We start from the raw sequence: 18019 nt of genomic DNA on the forward strand, positions 1-18019 counted from the left end.
ATGTTAAATGCCTATATTTATGATGGTTTACGTAGCCCGATTGGTCGTCATGCAGGTGAGCTTGCTTCAGTACGTCCAGATGATTTAGCTGCGGCAGTTTTGCAAAAGCTCCTTGAAAAAACTGGGGTTCCGGGTGCAGCGATTGAAGATGTTATTTTAGGCGATACCAACCAAGGTGGTGAAGATAGCCGTAACGTTGCCAGAAATGCCCTATTAATCGCGGGCTTACCTGTGACTGTTCCCGGCCAAACTGTAAACCGTTTATGTGCAAGTGGTTTGGGTGCTGTGATTGATTCTGCACGCGCCATCACCTGTGGCGAAGGCGACTTGTATATTGCGGGTGGTGTAGAAAGCATGTCACGTGCTCCATTTGTGATGGGTAAAGCTGAAACTGCCTATAGCCGTGATGCCAAAATTTACGACACCACAATTGGCTCACGCTTTCCAAACAAAAAGCTGATTGCGCAATACGGTGGTCACTCAATGCCTGAAACTGGTGACAATGTCGCAGTTGAGTTTGGCATTACCCGTGAACAAGCAGATTTATTTGCTGCCCAATCACAAGCCAAGTATCAAACAGCCAAACAAGACGGCTTTTTTACTGGTGAAATTACCCCAATTGAAGTCTTTCAAGGCAAAAAGTTACCGCCAAAACTGGTTTCTGAAGATGAGCACCCTCGCCCAAGCTCAACGGTTGAAGCCTTAACCAAATTAAAACCATTATTTGAAGGTGGTGTAGTCACTGCTGGAAATGCGTCGGGTATTAACGATGGTGCTGCTGCATTGCTCATCGGTTCCGAAGCAGCGGGCCAAAAATATGGCTTAAAGCCAATGGCAAAAATCTTGTCAGCAGCAGCAGCAGGTATTGAACCTCGTATTATGGGTGCTGGCCCAATCGAAGCAATCAAAAAAGCCGTTGCACGTGCAGGGCTAACTTTAGATGATATGGATATCATTGAAATCAATGAAGCTTTTGCTTCACAAGTATTATCTTGCTTAAAAGGTTTAGATGTTGATTTTAATGATCCGCGTGTCAACCCAAATGGTGGTGCAATTGCCATTGGCCATCCACTTGGGGCTTCTGGTGCACGTCTTGCACTGACAGTTTCGCGTGAGCTGATCCGCCGCAATAAGAAATATGCTGTCGTTAGCTTATGTATTGGCGTAGGACAAGGCTTAGCTATGGTGATTGAAAACGTGTCATAGCATTGACTGTTTAATCACTAACCGAGTATCCATTCATCACAACAGCGCAGTGATGAATGGATTTATTTTGCAGAGCGAAATATAATAGCCAAACTGTTGCTTTATTATATTTGAGTATTGAATGTCTCAGAATTCAGAAACTGAACAACCTATAAATTTTGATGAGATACGTCTTGATCCTATTTCACATATTCATCGGGAAAATAACCCCCAATTTATCGCTTCTTTAGCACGTGGTTTAGAGCTATTACGTTGTTTTTCTGCCAACAATCAAGTCTTGGGTAACCAAGAACTGGCAAAAATGACGGGTTTACCAAAACCAACCATTGCGCGGATAACCAATACCTTAGTGTCATTAGGCTATTTAAAACAACTACCTAATTCCACCAAATATACCTTGGATATCGGTGTTTTATCTTTAGGCTATGCAGCCTTGTCCAATATTTCTATCCGTAATATTGCACATCGCTATATGGAAGAAATGAGCCAATATGTACAAGCACCTGTTGCAATGGCAACCCGTGACCGTTTAAACATGGTCTATATCGATGTGGTTCAGATCGAAACTGCTTTAAATATGCGCCGTCCCATCGGCTCAACCCTACCCATTCACAGCAGTTCCATGGGTCGAGCTTGCTTGGCGGCTACACCTGAACGTGAGCGTAACTTTTTACTGGATGCGCTTAAACAAAAAAATGCTGAAAACTGGCCTGCAATTAAACGTTCTTTAGAACGAGCTTTCCGAGATTATCAAGATTACGGATATTGCCTTTCTTTAGGTGAATGGCATAAAGAAGTAAACTCTGTTGCTGTACCTTTAGTCAGCTCCAAACATGGTCTTTATGTGTTTAACTGCGGTGCACCAAGTTTTCATTTAAACCCTGAAAAACTTGAAGGTGAAATTGGACCCCGTTTAATCCATATGGTGCACAACATTCAAGATGCTTTGAGTGAAACGCCTTAACAACCATGTTTAAAATCAGATGCTTAAAATCAGCAGATACATGGTTGTGTGGATTAAAAGTTCCGATTTCATAATGACAAACCATAGGCATGATGAAAAACACTCTCTATACCCCAACCATTATTTTAATGGCAGTTGCAGCAGGCATCTGTACTGGTGGGAATTATTTTAGCCAACCACTGATTCATTCCATTAGTCTAAGTTTAAATTTAGCAGATACCACCACAGCATGGGTGCCTACTTTAGCGCAAATCACCTATGCAGCAGGTCTGCTGTTTTTAATGCCTTTAGGGGATATTCTCGAAAAGCGTAAGTTGTTGTTTATATTTATGCTGCTTGCCTCAATTGGGCTAATTATTAGTGGTTTTTCCCAGAATATTTATCTGTTAATGTTCGGTACCATCATTACAGGGTTATTTTCTAGTTCAGCCCAACTGTTGTTACCACTGGCTGCCAGTCTGGTTCCAATTCAACATAGTGGTCGTGTTGTTGGTTTTTTACTGAGTGGGTTAATGATGGGTGTCTTATTGGCACGCTCATTATCAGGGATGATGTCGACGCTTTTTGCTTGGAATGTTATTTATCTGCTCAGCGGTTTTTTATTATTGCTCATTGCGATTATTTTGTACCGTAATATTGGCTTATTTCCTCCAACCAAATCTGAAAATTATCTCAAAACAATTCACTCACTGCCGCAAATCTTTATTCAAAATCGTCGCCTAAGAATCAGAACCTATATTGGTGGATTAACCTTTGCCTGTGTAAGTTTAACCTTTACCACCATGTCTTTACTCTTAGCTCCCGCACCTTATTTTTTCAGTGATTTTACGATTGGCTTATTTGGATTTGTCGGTGTTTTAGGGACATTCGTTGCCAATTTTTCAGGTAAATTTATTGATCAAGGCTATATTCATAAAATTTCGATATGTTGTGGTATCGGTCTGATCTTAAGTTGGCTATTGTTTTTGTTGCTCCCTTATCATTTTATCTTTTATATCATTGCCTTACTTATCCTTTACGCCTCACTCTCGGCTGTTCATGTCACCAATCAAAGTATTGTCTTTAAGCTTAACCAACAATTACGTTCACGTTTCAATGCGATTTATATGACAGGTTATTTCGCTGGCGGTGCTTTAGGGACCACGGGTGGAAGCTATGCATGGAAACATTTTGGCTGGACAGGTGTATGTATCTTGGGCTTAGTTTTTGCCCTGCTGTGTTTATATTATTGTCTTGCAGATGCTAAAAATCAGCACAATTCATAGTGTTGTGCTGATCTTTAAAAGCAGTCTTTCATCATCGAGATAAAGCTGAACTCAAATAGATATTTATAAAAGCCCGAATAAACGCCCACGAATAATGTCTTCTGCATCTTTTACAATACGGTTGACCAGTTCATCACATGTCGGAATGTCATGGATCAGACTGGCAACCAAACCACATGACCACGCCCCAGCATTGACATCACCATCGATCATCACTTTAGGATAAACACCTGCAACTTCTTCAATGATATCTTCAAATTTAATCTGGTCACCAAGTGCTTTTTCTTTGGCTACAATTTTTTCTACAGCCGCATTATTCATAACACGCTCAGTGTTACGTAAAGCACGCATAATTAAACGGGTATCTCTTTCCGTAGCATTCAGGATCGCTTGTTTTACATTTGCATGTACCGGCGCTTCTTGAGTTGCAATAAAACGCGTTCCCATATTAATGCCATCCGCCCCCATCGCTAAAGCGGCAGCAAGTGAGCGTCCATCAGCCATACCACCTGATGCAACAAAAGGAATTTCTAAGGTATCGGCAGCTAAAGGCAATAAAATCATATTCGGTACATCATCTTCACCGGGGTGCCCACCACACTCAAAACCATCGACAGAAACAGCATCACATCCAATTTTTTGAGCTTTTAGACTATGCCGAACCGAAGTGCATTTATGAATTACTTTAATTCCAGCAGCCTTTAAATAAGGCATGACCTGTTCAGGATTACGACCTGCTGTTTCTACAACTTTTACCCCACCCTTAATAATTGCCTCGACAAAACCCGGATAATCAGGTGTATTGACTGTGGGTAAGAAAGTTAGATTGACACCAAAAGGCTTATCGGTCATTTCTCGACATCGGGCAATTTCTTTTGCTAGATTTTCAGGTGTTCTCTGGGTTAAACCGGTAATAATGCCTAACCCACCCGCATTTGAAACTGCAGCAGCCAGCTCGGCAAAACCGACATAATGCATACCGCCTTGAATAATCGGATGTTCAATTTCAAATAATTCTGTAATTTTGGTTTTCATATTCTTTCCACTCACTATTTTATATTTAGAGGCTCATTTCTTAGCATCCTATGCTTATCGATGATTTATTAAATCTGATCGATCATGAGTCCACTGTATTCTCACTTTGTTTGCAAGGTGACGAATTTAAACAAGCACTGAGTGCATTGATGAAAAAAACACCCATTTTCCGTAAGCAAACTAATTAACATGCATCTTATTAAAAAGGCCAACAATGTAGATCGTTGCTGGCCTTTCAGTTTTAAAGCAATAAAATTAGCTAATTTCAGTGCGGATATTATTCACCATATGTAGAAGACGCGGTGCAATATCCTCTTCAAGTTTTTCGCGGTTCATAATAAAGCTTGGTCCGCCGCAGTTAAATACCAGTAGACCATGTTGTTCATGAATCAAGGGAACTGCCACTGAATTGACATCTTTATGCCATTCACCAATTGAAAAACAATAACCAAAATCTTGATAATCTTTAAATGCCTTATCTAAATCACGGTTGATCTTGATCCAATCGTCTTTATGTTTGCTACGGATTGCATCAAGTAAAAACTCTCTTTCATCTTCAGGCATTGCAGCCAGACATGCACGTCCCATTGAACTTAAATGAATCGGTAAATAAGTACCGACTTGGCGACGCATGGTCATATTGCCCTTGCCTTGTACCACATCCAAATAAATCATATTTAGACGATCACGCGTTGCCATTGCCACAGCAGCACCCGCATAATCCGCTAAATTTTTCATATAGGGATGTGCAATATTACGGATAGACACATTAGAAAGCATGGAGTAACCAAACGCCAAAACCCCAACTGAAAGTTGAAATTTGCTTGAATTTGGGACCTGCTTGATATAGCCCAAACGTGACAATGTGTGCGTTAAACGGGTAATGGTCGGTTTAGGCAAACCGGTCATTTGTGATAACTCTTGATTACCCAAATGCTGATGTTTTGGGGTAAAGCAACGTAAGAGTTCTAAACCACGTCCTAAAGCTGTAATAAATTGACGATCATTTTCATCTTGCATATCTTCAATCGGATGCAATAACTCATGCCTCAAAGGCGCTAATAATTTTTCTGTTTGTTCTGCATCTACGGCATCATTCATGGTTATACCAATTCACATATTTGTTTCGCACTGCGAAAATTATAATCTATTTTTTCTATAAATAGCAAAAAGCAATCATCTGATTCACTTTGAAAATAAAACGATGCATCCATCTCGATGTGAAAAGTCTAAATTTGCTTATTTTATTGAAAAAAATGGCTTTAGACTGCTCACATCATCTATTTAAAAACTATCCTATCACGCCTTTGGCTTTTAACTCATCAAGTTTTGCTGGAGAGATAATACGGCCTAAGATTGTTTGAGTATGTTCGCCTAATAAAGGAGGCGCATTTCTATACTCTACAGGTGTACGTGAAAGCTTAATCGGAGAACCCACCACAGTAAGTTTTTCACGTTGAGGATGTTGCATTTCTACCAGCATCTCTCGCGCAAGCACTTGAGGTTCATTAAAAGCTTGTTCTAGATTATTAATCACACCAACGGGCACTTTAGCAGCATAAATTGCACTTACCCACTCATCGGCAGTCTTGCTTAAAAAATGCGTTGATAAAATTTCGATCACTTCATCACGATGCTTAACACGATCTGCATTACGGGTAAATCGAACATCATTGGGTAACTCTGGCAAACCAATACTTCTACACAGTTGGATAAACTGGGTGTCATTACCACAAGCAATGATAAACTCTCGGTCAGCGGCTTTAAACAATTGATAAGGCACAATATTGGCATGTGCATTGCCATAACGTACCGGCACTTTACCAGATGAAAGATAATTCATTCCTTGATTTGCCATTGTGGCAATTTGCACATCAAGTAAAGCCATATCAATATGTTGCCCTAAACCTGTTACATGACGATTGAGCAAAGCAGCTTGTATGGCAATGGTTGAATATAGTCCCGTTGATAAGTCTGAAAATGCGACACCTACTTTTTGCGGACCACCACCAGGAAAATCATCTTTTTCACCCGTGATGGACATCAGTCCACCCATTCCCTGAATGATAAAATCATAGCCAGGTTCTTCTGCTCTCGGTCCATTTTGACCAAAACCCGTAATCGAGCAATAAACCAGTTTAGGATTAATTTCTGATAAAGAAGCATAATCCAAGCCATATTTTTTCAAAGAACCAGCTTTGTAGTTTTCAATGACCACATCGGTATCTTGAATAAGTGCTTTAATGAGTGACTGCCCTTCAGGATTTGCAATATCTATTGCAACAGAAAGTTTATTGCGATTGGTCGACTGATAATAAGCGGCTTCTCGTGTCTCTTGTCCGGCGTCATCTTTCATCCAAGGTGGTCCCCAAGAACGCGTATCATCACCTAGTTTCGGTCTTTCAACCTTAATCACTTCTGCGCCTAAATCGGCAAGAATCTGTCCACACCACGGTCCAGCCAGTACTCGACTTAAGTCAAGTACACGAATTCCATTTAAAGCACCCATGTTTATTCCACTAACCTTTGATTAATTTCCTACAGGAAAATTTATTTAATATAAATTTCGCATAGCGATATATATTTTTAATATACACAGAAAACTTAAAAAATAAAACTTAATTTTTTCATCAAAAGTGATGATTTTTATTCAACAAATATAGATTAATTAAATCAAATAATTAGCCAACTGAAAAACAAGCACAATATACCGCATTGCGAAATTAATTTTCAAAATATATTGTTTTCTACTGATCCTTTGATTACTATCGCATCAATATGCAGGGTTTTAGCAACATCTCCTCGATGTTTTCAACATGTTGTACAAAGGACAAGACTATGATTCGAGATCAGGAAACACTCAAACAACTGGTAGATATGATTCGACAGTTTGTAGATGGTGTCCTCATTCCTCATGAGAATGAAGTCGCAGAAACAGATCAAATCCCTCAAGCCATCATTGAGCAAATGAAAGCTTTAGGTTTGTTTGGACTGACGATTCCAGAAGAATATGAAGGTCTTGGCTTGACCATGGAAGAAGAGGTGTCTATCGCTTTTGAACTTGGACGTACTTCGCCTGCCTTTCGTTCACTGATCGGCACCAATAATGGAATCGGTTCGAGTGGTCTGATTATTGATGGTACCGAAACTCAAAAATCATTTTTCTTGCCCCGTTTAGCACGTGGTGAAGTGATCAGTTCTTTTTGCCTAACTGAACCAGATGCAGGCTCAGATGCTGCCTCTTTGAAAACCAGCGCAGTAAAAGAAGGTGAGTTTTATATTTTAAATGGCACCAAACGCTTTATTACCAATGCACCTCATGCAGGGGTATTTACGGTGATGGCACGAACCAATCCAGACATTAAAGGTGCTGGTGGAATTTCTGCTTTTATTGTAGATCGCAAAACCGCAGGAATCTCTCTAGGTAAAACAGATAAAAAAATGGGGCAAAAAGGTGCGCATACCTGCGATGTGATTTTTGAAAACTGTCGGGTTCCTGCCTCAGCACTGATTGGTGGTGTCGAAGGTGTAGGATTTAAAACCGCAATGAAAGTCTTGGATAAAGGTCGTTTACATATCGCCGCAATCAGTGTCGGTGCTGCCATACGTATGTTAGACGATACTTTAAAGTTCGCCCTTGAGCGTAAGCAATTTGGACAAGCGATTGCTGAATTTCAACTGATTCAAGCCATGCTTGCTGACTCCAAAGCAGAAATTTATGCAGCGCAATGTATGGTTTTAGATGCGGCAAGACAACGTGATGCTGGGCACAACGTCAGCACAGAAGCATCATGCGCAAAAATGTTTGCCACTGAAATGTGTGGTCGCGTGGCCGATCGCTGCGTACAGATTCATGGTGGCTCTGGCTATATCAGTGAATATGCCATTGAACGTTTTTACCGAGATGTACGTTTATTCCGTCTCTATGAAGGCACCACCCAAATTCAACAAATGATTATTGCGCGAAATATGATTCGTGCTGCGTCTTAATTAATTTTTAGGCACTTTAAAACGATTTGAAGTGCTGTAAATCAAATGTAGGTAATGGATTATGGCGACAAACTACAATACACATCTCTCTTCAATACAGCCTCATACTTGGAAAATTGCATTTATTTTTGCATTTTTAGCCTTGTTGGTGGATGGTGCCGATCTGATGCTGCTGTCTTATAGTCTCAACAGTATTAAGGCAGATTTTGGTTTAAGTTCCGTGCAGGCAGGTATGCTGGGTAGTTTTACCTTGGCGGGTATGGCTGTTGGTGGGATATTTGGGGGATGGGCATGTGACAAATTTGGTCGAGTACGGATCGTGGTTATTTCTATTCTCACCTTCTCACTACTTACATGTGGACTAGGCTTTACCCAAAGTTTTCTTGAATTTGGGCTATTACGCTTTTTTGCTTCTCTCGGACTAGGCTCGCTTTATATTGCCTGCAATACCTTGATGGCGGAATATGTACCTACACGTTACCGTACAACGGTATTGGGTACCTTACAAGCAGGTTGGACGGTTGGCTATATTGTTGCAACGCTACTCGCTGGATGGATTATTCCAGATCATGGCTGGCGTATGCTGTTTTATGTTGCCATTGTGCCGGTGTTGATTGCTGTTTTAATGCATCTTTTAGTACCAGAACCACTCGCATGGCAACAGTCTCGTTTACAACAACCAACACGTGACAAAAATTCTGAAGAAACTTCAGCATTTAAACTGATTTTTAAAGATAAACGAAATCGTAATATGTTTATCTTGTGGGCGCTCACAGCAGGCTTCTTGCAATTTGGTTATTATGGGGTAAATAACTGGATGCCTTCATATCTAGAAAGTGAATTAGGCATGAAGTTTAAGGAAATGACCGCATATATGGTCGGTACCTATACCGCCATGATCCTCGGTAAAGTCCTTGCGGGGATGATGGCTGATAAACTTGGTCGTCGCTTTACTTATGCCTTTGGTGCGATTGGGACTGCTATTTTTCTACCACTGATTGTTTTTTATAACTCACCCAGCAACATTTTATATTTACTGATCGCTTTCGGATTTTTATACGGTATTCCTTATGGTGTAAATGCCACCTATATGACGGAAAGTTTCCCAACAGCGATTCGTGGTACAGCGATTGGTGGTGCCTATAACGTGGGGCGTCTTGGTGCAGCACTTGCGCCTGCAACGATTGGCTACTTGGCGTCGGGTGGTTCTATTGGTTTAGGTTTTGTGGTGATGGGAGCTGCTTATTTAATTTGCGGTGTTATTCCTGCCCTCTTCATCAAGGAAAAACTCTACGATCCGCAAAAATCGTAAAAGTAGACCTTGTAAAATCAGTTATCCCATTTTAAAGCCAGCTAAATCTAGCTGGCTTTTTTGTGGATATCATTTTGAATTTGCTCATCAAGTAGCCCTTTTTTGATGCTTTTCTATTTGATATTTTTACCCCAATAAATTAAAATACCGCTAAGCGAAATAGGATTTCTTTTTATGAAAGATTTACAACGAGAGTCAATGGAGTTTGACGTAGTGATCGTAGGCGCAGGCCCTGCGGGTCTTTCTGCTGCGATTAAAATTCGTCAATTAGCGCTTGAAAACAGTCTTCTAGACCTTTCCGTCTGTGTGGTTGAAAAAGGCTCTGAAGTCGGTGCGCATATTCTTTCTGGTGCTGTACTTGAACCTCGTGCAATCAATGAACTTTTCCCTGACTGGAAAGAACAAGGTGCACCTTTAAATGTACCTGTGACTGAGGACAAAACTTATTTCCTCATGTCTGCTGAAAAGTCACAAGAAGCACCACACTGGATGGTGCCTAAAACCATGCACAATGATGGTAACTATGTTATTTCATTGGGTAATGTCGTGCGTTGGTTAGGTCAAAAAGCGGAAGAGTTAGAAGTTTCTATCTTTCCTGGCTTTGCTGCTTCAGACATCCTTTATCATGAAGATGGTTCTGTAAAAGGCATCCAAACTGGTGATATGGGTATTGGTAAAGATGGTGAACCGACGCATAACTTTACCCCCGGCTACGAGCTTCATGCAAAATACACAATTTTTGCAGAAGGTTGCCGTGGACACCTTGGTAAACGTCTGATTGCAAAATACAACTTAGACCAAGATGCTGATCCACAACATTACGGTATCGGGATCAAAGAACTTTGGGAAATTGACCCTGCAAAACATAAACCAGGTTTAGTGATGCATGGTTCAGGCTGGCCTTTGGCAGAAACAGGTTCTTCAGGCGGCTGGTGGTTATATCACGCTGAAAACAACCAAGTGACCTTGGGGATGATTGTCGATTTATCTTATGAAAATCCACACATGTATCCTTTTGCTGAAATGCAGCGTTGGAAAACACATCCACTGATCAAGCAATATCTTGAAGGTGGTAAGCGTATTTCTTATGGCGCACGTGCAGTTGTTAAAGGAGGTCTAAACTCTCTACCTAAACTGACCTTTCCAGGCGGTTGCTTAATTGGTGATGATGCAGGTTTCTTAAACTTTGCTAAAATCAAAGGCTCTCATACTGCGATGAAATCGGGTATGTTATGTGGTGAAGCTGTATTTGAAGCAATCCAAGCAGGTCATGAGAAAAGTGGCGATTTAGCGGTTGCGCGTGTCGCTGAAGGCGAAGATTTCTTTGCCAAAGAATTGACTGCATATACTGACAAGTTTAACAACAGTTGGTTAAAAGAAGAATTACATCGTTCGCGTAACTTTGGTCCAGCAATGCATAAATTCGGTTTATGGATGGGTGGTGCATTTAACTTTATCGATCAAAATATCTTTAAAGTGCCATTTACCCTACATGACCTTGCACCTGACTTTAGTGCATTAAAAACTGTAGATGCTGCGACATTTAAACCTACTTATCCAAAGCCAGACGGTAAATTAACCTTTGATCGTTTATCTTCTGTATTTGTATCCAATACCGTACATGAAGAGAATCAGCCAGCTCACTTAAAGCTGACCGATGCTTCTATTCCAGTCAATGTCAACTTACCAAAATGGGATGAGCCTGCTCAACGTTACTGCCCTGCTGGTGTTTACGAGATTATGGAAAATGATGATGGTTCTAAGCGCTTCCAGATTAATGCTGCAAACTGTGTTCACTGCAAGACTTGTGATATCAAAGATCCATCTCAGAATATCACATGGGTAACACCGGAAGGTGGTGGTGGGCCTAACTATCCAAATATGTAAGCTGGATACTTAGGACGATGCTTTAATGCTGCTCACCACTAAACATGCGAGTGTTTAGATAATTTTGTGTAGTATTAACAGCGTCTTTTACCCCAATTTGTCGAGTGATATAAGCTCTTCATTTTCATTATTTAGGTAAGCTTAGTTCCCAAGGGAGCTAAGCTTGAAAGGCAAAATAGAATAAGTCTTGGCTCAAATTAAGTTGACTATAACTTAATTTTGCACTTTAATTTTATTGATTAAAAGATACAAATGATTGAAAAAATGATGAAATTTAAAATTAAAAAACTGCTGTATCCTCTGATTATTCTTACATTGTTCCCCTCTACACTTGTATTTGCAGAAAGTTTTGAAGCGCTACTCGAAAAAGCTAACAATGGGGACGTAAAAGCGCAATACCAAGTGGGTTATCTTTATAGCAGTGGCAATCAGGGTGTGTCCTTTGATGAAGAAAAAGGTGTTTTTTGGTTTAAAAAAGCCGCTGAAGCGGGTGATGCAAAATCTCAACTCAGTTTAGCAATGAGTTATTTATGGGGATCAGGTATCAGTAAAAATTCCCGTAAAGGTATTGAATGGCTGACCAAATCTGCAAATCAGAACAATGCCATGGCACAATACAATTTAGCTGAAGAATATTCAGATGGGAAAAATATAAAGAAAGATCAAGATCTTGCAAATTATTGGTATCTTAAGTCGGCTGAAAATGGTGATGTGTCAGCACAATTTAAATTGGGATCTCTATACTTAGATGGAAATTCAGGCCTACCTCAAGATATCAATAAAGCGAAAGCATGGCTGAAAAAAGCCGCAGATCAAGGCTATGAATTAGCGCAACGGCAATTGGCTACACTATGATTGAAGACAATAAAACCACCAACTCACTAACTTATAAGGTTGATTTTTAATGATTATTTTTTTTGACTGATACTTTTTCAAATCAGCGGTTTTACAACATTTAAAACCTCATGGCTTTTAACAATTAAACAAATACATTGATCAAAAATGGCTTTTGAATTTTGTATAAATTCATCTTCCATCGCATCTAAATGTAAGTGGCTTTCTTTTTGGACTTTTTTGTACAAAGCAAATAAATCATGCTTATACTGAGACTTACAACTGAGATTGAAATCCTTAAGTTCTTGCTCAAGTTCTAAGCGCATATTTTCAATAAAATGCTGACGTGAAGCTTTATTATTCTGAATATAAAATAAGCGTGTTTGTTCATAAGTGCCTTTATGAAATATCATTTCATAAATTTTCATCGTAATACTTACCTATAGATTCGTATTATTACTCTTAAAATACAGCTCATACAAATGCATTATTTAATAAAATTTATCTGAGTCCGTATTGAGATAATATATTTTCTGTCTTTTATAAATATCTTTATCCATTGCTTTTTTATTCAGCCTTAAAAACTCCTATTTCCCTTGGGGAAAGGAAATAGGATCAAGGCATCAAGAATCTTTAAAAAAAGATCTCCCTCTAATTCTGTAGAATTTATCACATTAATCTTCAATTAATCAATACACCATCAACATAAAAACAGACAGTTCTGTATATTTTTGTTTAAAAAATATTCATTCGCAACCAAAGTGACTTGTTTATTTACATCGGCGTTTAAAGTTTAATCAGATTAAATTGTAGAGCTGGATAGATTCAAATTGTTGCTATGCTAAAACCAATGATATTACAAAGGTGTATTTTAATATCATGTATTAAACTATTACGAATATAAAACTTTCCGAATATGCCTAAAGCATATCCAAGGCCTTGTTATAAGCTGATGGTGCTCATTTTTTTAAGCCTAGCAGTATTTTGGTTTTATTAAACAGCTCAACATGCTTACTTTTAAATGATTTCAACATCTATTTGGAAGCATATTGAGGGCTTTTCTTTTTTTTAGATTAACAATCAAATTTTAATTATTTTTACCATAAAAATTAACACTCTAAACTCAGCCTAATTTTTTAGAAAACCAAGTCGACACGTATGTCTCATAAAAATCTGCTTACTACACTTTCCATTGCATTATTCAGCCTTTCAATTTCAGCATGTAATAATAATGATTCCGACCATTCAAATACTGTGGTGGAAACCAAGAAACAACCAAACATTTTATTCATCATGGCAGATGATTTAGGTTATTCGGATTTAGGCGCTTTTGGTGGAGAAATACACACCCCAAATATTGACGCACTGACCAAAGAAGGTCGGATTTTAACGGACTACCATACTGCCCCGACCTGCTCACCGACGCGTTCACAATTGATTTCGGGTACAGACCACCACTTAGCTGGCATTGGGGCTATGGCTGAGCTCACCCCTGCCCACTTAAAAGGCCAGCCAGGTTATGAGGGCTACTTAAATGAGCGCTCACTCTCAATTGCAGAAGTGCTTAAAGATAATGGCTACCGAACCTATATCAGCGGAAAATGGCACCTCGGTTTAACCGCTGAAACAAACGCACATGTAAAAGGCTTCGATCACTCATTTACGCTATTACAAGGTTTAGATTTACACTTTAAACAAGCACCTAGTGCCTACAAACGTAATGCCACCTATACAGAGGATGGTAAAGTTGTTCCAATTTCAGCCTTACCCGATGATTTTTTCTCAACTAATTATTTCACCGATAAATTAATTAGCTATTTAGAGTCAGGAAAAAATTCAGGCAAACCATTCTTTGCCTATGCTGCTTACACAGCACCTCATTGGCCATTACAAGCCCCAGCTGAATATCGTGACCGTTATCGTGGCGTGTACGATGCTGGTTATGATGTGATTCGTAATGGTCGTATTGCCCGCCAAAAACAACTTGGTCTAATTCCAGCCAACTTTACTGCAGCCGAACCGATTGCGACACAAAATGCACCACAAAAATATGGCAAATGGAATGAACTTTCCGCTGAGCAAAAAGTATTAGAAGCACGCAGAATGGAAATCTATGCGGGAATGGTTGAAAACCTTGATGCCAATATTGGACGCGTGATTGAGTATTTAAAACGAAATAACTTATACGACAATACTTTAATTTTCTTTGTTTCAGATAATGGGGCTGAAGGCTTTATCCGTGGTAATTATGGAGCCGAATCAGGTTTTGATAATCGGGTGAGTAATGTCGGTACATCCAGTTCTTATCACTATGTCGGTCCGCGTTGGGCTGAAGTCAGTGCTGCGCCTTTCCACTTATGGAAAGATACTGCAGGTGAAGGTGCAACCACAGCACCAGCCATTGTTAAACTTCCTCATCAAAACAAAGCGCAAGCAACCTATCATGGTTTTGCTTCAGTGCTCGATGTTTTCCCAACCGTTTTAGATTATGCCAATATTGCCGTCCCACAAGGTCAATATAAAGGCCGTCAGATTAATACCCCAAGTGGCTACTCTTGGAAATCGGTGCTTGAAAATAAAGCGCAGACGATTCGCCCTGTAAACTTTAGTTTTGCTGATGAATTGCATGGCAGTAAATATGCGCGTCAAGGCGAATGGAAAATTGCTTTACAAGGTAAAGCAGAGCTAGGAACGGGAACTTGGGAATTATATAACTTAAAAAATGACCGTGGTGAAACCCAAAACCTTGCACAAAATAACCCAGCAAAACTACAAGAACTGCTTGATGTATATAACAAATACACCCAACAAAATGGAGTCAAGGAATACAACATTCAATGAAGTTTAGCCCTCTTTTAATTGCACTGTGTAGCCTGTTCCTTGTAACAGGCTGCAATAAGGTTACGACCGACTCGCATCATTCTCCCAAACAAACCAGCAAAGCTTCTACACCGCTTGGTTCATTGCAGCAATGCGAACACTATTCAGGTTTACCTGATGCATGGCAAAAAAAGCCAACAGCGGGGATGGTTTGGATTGCCAAAGGCTCATTTCAGCTCGGCTCCGATAAAGCCTATCCCGATGAACTTAATTTTGGGCAAAAACAACGTCAAGTTGAGGGTTTCTGGATCGATCAAACCGAAGTGACTGTGGCGCAATTTAGCAGTTTTGTAAAAGCCACAGGCTATATAACCGATGCAGAGCAACAGAAACAGGCGGCTGTATTTTCACCAGATGCCAATCAGCCTAATCAGTGGTGGCAACTCAAATCTGATTACACTTGGAAAACACCCAATGGCGCTTCGGGTCAAGCTCCACGCCCTGCTGAACCTGTTCGCTATGTGACCAAAAATGATGCCGAACATTATGCAGTTTGGTTAGGACGAGATTTACCTACTGAACCAGAATGGGAATATGCTGCCAAAGCAGGTTCAAAAGTCGATACGCCACTGCATCAAGCACCTCAGGATGCCCATCAACATCCACAAGCCAATTATTGGCAAGGTGAATTTCCATTGCATAATTCTGTAGAAGACCATTTTGCAGGTGTGGCACCTGTCGGTTGCTACCCTGCCAATGCGTTCCAATTGTTCGATATGATTGGTAATGTTTGGGAGTGGACCTCTTCTGTATATCAAGGTGCGCATGATCAACATATGGGAAATTATACGGATCTGCGTCAGCAAAGCATCGCAGCAACCCAATATGTGATTAAAGGTGGTTCTTTCTTATGTGCTTCTAGTTATTGCTCTCGTTATCGAAATAGTAGTCGTTATCCGCAAGAGTTTGATTTGGCTGCAACGCATGTGGGGTTTAGAACAGTATTACGTACTCACCCATGAGACAAGGATGGGTTAAAATCTAAAGATATGGCGAATTTACACACTTAAATATGAATTCGCTTACTTTAAAAAAGAAAGGTTGAAAAGAACAAAGCAACACTTAACCACTTTCGCTAAAAATCAGTGCTTATACACGTTTACGTTTTTCAATCATCTTGCCAAATACCAACCCCAATTCAAACAGCATCCACATTGGAATTGCCAGCATGATCATCGAAATAGCATCTGGTGGCGTGACAAACATTGCAATAAAAAAACAGCCCACAATAATAAAGCGTCTTTTTTCCACCAGTGTTTGCGTGCTGACCAAACCGATTAAAATCAGTACCAGTGTAATAATTGGAATTTCAAAAGTGACCCCAAACACCAAAAAGAGTTTTAAACAGAAACTTAAGTAACTGTTAATGTCCGTCATTGGTGCAACGGTATCAGGTGAAACACTGATAAAAAAATGCAGAATCGAAGGCAAGGCAATAAAATAGGCAAAGGCAATCCCTGAATAAAACAAGCAAATACTGCTCAATAACAATGGCAATGCTAGACTCTTTTCTTTTTCATACAATGCAGGTTTAATAAATGCCCAAATCTGATAAATAATGAAAGGCATCGCCAACATCAGCGCAATAAAGAAATTCAGTTTAAAAGGTGCCATAAATGTTGCAGTTACATCTGTAGCAATCATAGTCGAACTGGCAGGTAATTGGGCACGTAATGGTTCAGATAACATTGAATAAGTTCTGTTTGCAAATGGCAGCAAACAGAAAAAAAGCACAATCAATACCCCGATAATTTTAAACAAATGCTGACGCAACAGCATCAAATGTCGGGTGATCGGCATTGCTTCAAGCTGAGTCGCTTCTTCAGAAGCTTGCTCTTGCAGCTGCGGTATCATTGACGTCATACGGCCACCTTCAATTGCGATATTGATTTGGATTGAACAGGAACAATGCTGAGTTTGTCATCATTAGATTTAGCCTGTTTTAGCCAAATACTTGGCAAATAGACTGTAGGAATATCACGTGAGACAGGTTGATAAATCTGCTTCACTCTCAGCTGGGCTATTTGCTGTTCTTTTAATTGCGGTTGTTCTAATTGCTGTTTCTCTAATAGCGCTGGCGCTTGTTCTGGCTGTATAGTATCTCCAGGCATAGCCGATAATTGCTGTAGCTCATGCATCTGCGCCTGCATTTTTTGCTCTAATTCTTGAATGCGCTGCATCTCATTCTGCATCTGTTCGCGCAATTCGGATAAGCGTAATTCACGGTCAATGTCGTTCTGAACATTGCTGATGAGACGTTTCAATTTACTGTACCATTTCGCAACAAAACGCGCAGCTTCAGGGAGTTTATCTGGCCCTAACACCAACAGCGCAATAATCCCAAAAACCAATAATTCAGAAAATCCGACATCAAGCATGTGTTAATTCTCCAGTTTTAGTGCTTTACCGTAGAGTTCACATCAGCATTGCTATTTTGATGTTCATGTGTTCTTGGTTCATTCAGTGCAGCAGTGGTTGTTTCATCATCTTGAATTGATTTTTTAAAATCCTTCACCGCACCGCCGACATCTTTACCTAAATTTTTTAATTTAGATGTGCCAAAAAGTAAGATCACCACAATTGCAAAAATAAGTACGTGCCAAATCGATAATCCAGCCATGGTTTTTTACTCCTAATGTTATTGTG

16 protein-coding genes and 1 pseudogene are annotated in these 18019 nt (G+C 39.9%); 10 read left to right on the plus strand and 7 right to left on the minus strand.

Going from position 1 to position 18019, the window contains the following annotated elements; all coding sequences use genetic code 11:
- The 3 genes from PYV58_RS13740 to PYV58_RS13750 all read left to right on the plus strand — a co-directional run bounded on the left by PYV58_RS13740 (window position 1) and on the right by PYV58_RS13750 (window position 3435).
- Window positions 1-1206, plus strand: a complete 1206-nt coding sequence (locus PYV58_RS13740; protein WP_034614864.1) for a 3-oxoadipyl-CoA thiolase — start codon at window positions 1-3, stop codon at window positions 1204-1206.
- A gap of 121 nt (window positions 1207-1327) precedes the next feature.
- Complete coding sequence (locus PYV58_RS13745) at window positions 1328-2170, plus strand: IclR family transcriptional regulator (protein ID WP_004721464.1); 843 nt, start codon at window positions 1328-1330, stop codon at window positions 2168-2170.
- Window positions 2171-2259: 89 nt separating this feature from the next.
- Entirely contained in the window at window positions 2260-3435 is a 1176-nt protein-coding gene (locus PYV58_RS13750; RefSeq protein ID WP_034614862.1) for an MFS transporter, read from the plus strand.
- Window positions 3436-3498: 63 nt separating this feature from the next.
- Here the strand turns inward: PYV58_RS13750 and PYV58_RS13755 are convergent, their stop codons facing one another.
- Window positions 3499-4470: a nitronate monooxygenase family protein gene (locus PYV58_RS13755; protein WP_004721466.1), complete on the minus strand. Its 972-nt coding sequence runs from the start codon at window positions 4468-4470 to the stop codon at window positions 3499-3501.
- Window positions 4471-4520: 50 nt separating this feature from the next.
- Here PYV58_RS13755 and PYV58_RS13760 point away from each other — a divergent pair.
- Window positions 4521-4658 (plus strand): annotated as a pseudogene (locus PYV58_RS13760) (enoyl-CoA hydratase); the annotation flags it as partial.
- 67 nt (window positions 4659-4725) lie between these two features.
- On the opposite strand, the gene PYV58_RS13765 reads toward PYV58_RS13760, so the two are convergent.
- Entirely contained in the window at window positions 4726-5571 is an 846-nt protein-coding gene (locus PYV58_RS13765) for an IclR family transcriptional regulator (protein WP_004721467.1), read from the minus strand.
- Between the two features lie 190 nt (window positions 5572-5761).
- Window positions 5762-6979, minus strand: coding sequence for a CaiB/BaiF CoA-transferase family protein (locus PYV58_RS13770; RefSeq protein ID WP_034614859.1), 1218 nt, complete (start codon window positions 6977-6979; stop codon window positions 5762-5764).
- 329 nt (window positions 6980-7308) lie between these two features.
- On the opposite strand from PYV58_RS13770, the gene PYV58_RS13775 reads away from it, so the two are divergent.
- From PYV58_RS13775 to PYV58_RS13790, 4 genes are all read left to right on the plus strand, one after another.
- Entirely contained in the window at window positions 7309-8460 is a 1152-nt protein-coding gene (locus PYV58_RS13775) for an acyl-CoA dehydrogenase family protein (RefSeq protein WP_004820521.1), read from the plus strand.
- Window positions 8461-8521: 61 nt separating this feature from the next.
- Window positions 8522-9772 (plus strand): MFS transporter, encoded by a 1251-nt coding sequence (locus tag PYV58_RS13780; protein WP_004820519.1) that lies wholly within the window; start codon window positions 8522-8524, stop codon window positions 9770-9772.
- A 174-nt stretch (window positions 9773-9946) separates the two neighbouring features.
- Window positions 9947-11659: an electron transfer flavoprotein-ubiquinone oxidoreductase gene (locus PYV58_RS13785; protein ID WP_275059550.1), complete on the plus strand. Its 1713-nt coding sequence runs from the start codon at window positions 9947-9949 to the stop codon at window positions 11657-11659.
- A 264-nt stretch (window positions 11660-11923) separates the two neighbouring features.
- The gene (locus tag PYV58_RS13790) at window positions 11924-12514 is read left to right on the plus strand and encodes a tetratricopeptide repeat protein (RefSeq protein WP_227504262.1); all 591 of its coding nucleotides are present in this window, start codon (window positions 11924-11926) and stop codon (window positions 12512-12514) included.
- A 77-nt stretch (window positions 12515-12591) separates the two neighbouring features.
- Here PYV58_RS13790 and PYV58_RS13795 read toward each other — a convergent pair whose 3' ends face one another.
- Window positions 12592-12921, minus strand: a complete 330-nt coding sequence (locus PYV58_RS13795; RefSeq protein WP_004721480.1) for a hypothetical protein — start codon at window positions 12919-12921, stop codon at window positions 12592-12594.
- Window positions 12922-13651: 730 nt separating this feature from the next.
- Here PYV58_RS13795 and PYV58_RS13800 point away from each other — a divergent pair.
- Both PYV58_RS13800 and PYV58_RS13805 read left to right on the plus strand, forming a co-directional pair.
- Window positions 13652-15334, plus strand: a complete 1683-nt coding sequence (locus tag PYV58_RS13800; RefSeq protein WP_004820514.1) for an arylsulfatase — start codon at window positions 13652-13654, stop codon at window positions 15332-15334.
- Complete coding sequence (locus PYV58_RS13805; RefSeq protein ID WP_034616094.1) at window positions 15331-16335, plus strand: SUMF1/EgtB/PvdO family nonheme iron enzyme; 1005 nt, start codon at window positions 15331-15333, stop codon at window positions 16333-16335. Before PYV58_RS13800 ends, PYV58_RS13805 begins: the two co-directional genes overlap by 4 nt.
- 127 nt (window positions 16336-16462) lie before the next feature.
- On the opposite strand, the gene tatC is transcribed toward PYV58_RS13805, so the two are convergent.
- From tatC to tatA, 3 genes are read right to left on the minus strand one after another with little or no spacing between them, the layout of a single operon-like run.
- On the minus strand, window positions 16463-17236 hold the full coding sequence (gene tatC, locus PYV58_RS13810; protein ID WP_034616091.1) for a twin-arginine translocase subunit TatC: 774 nt from the start codon (window positions 17234-17236) through the stop codon (window positions 16463-16465).
- On the minus strand, window positions 17233-17751 hold the full coding sequence (gene tatB, locus PYV58_RS13815; protein WP_034616089.1) for a Sec-independent protein translocase protein TatB: 519 nt from the start codon (window positions 17749-17751) through the stop codon (window positions 17233-17235). Before tatB ends, tatC begins: the two co-directional genes overlap by 4 nt.
- A 17-nt stretch (window positions 17752-17768) precedes the next feature.
- A complete protein-coding gene (gene tatA, locus PYV58_RS13820; RefSeq protein ID WP_034616086.1) occupies window positions 17769-17993 on the minus strand; it encodes a Sec-independent protein translocase subunit TatA in 225 nt (74 codons plus the stop codon).
- Window positions 17994-18019 lie beyond the last annotated feature (26 nt).

The organism is Acinetobacter sp. TAC-1 (assembly GCF_029025845.1).
In the GTDB taxonomy this organism is placed as follows: domain Bacteria; phylum Pseudomonadota; class Gammaproteobacteria; order Pseudomonadales; family Moraxellaceae; genus Acinetobacter; species Acinetobacter guillouiae.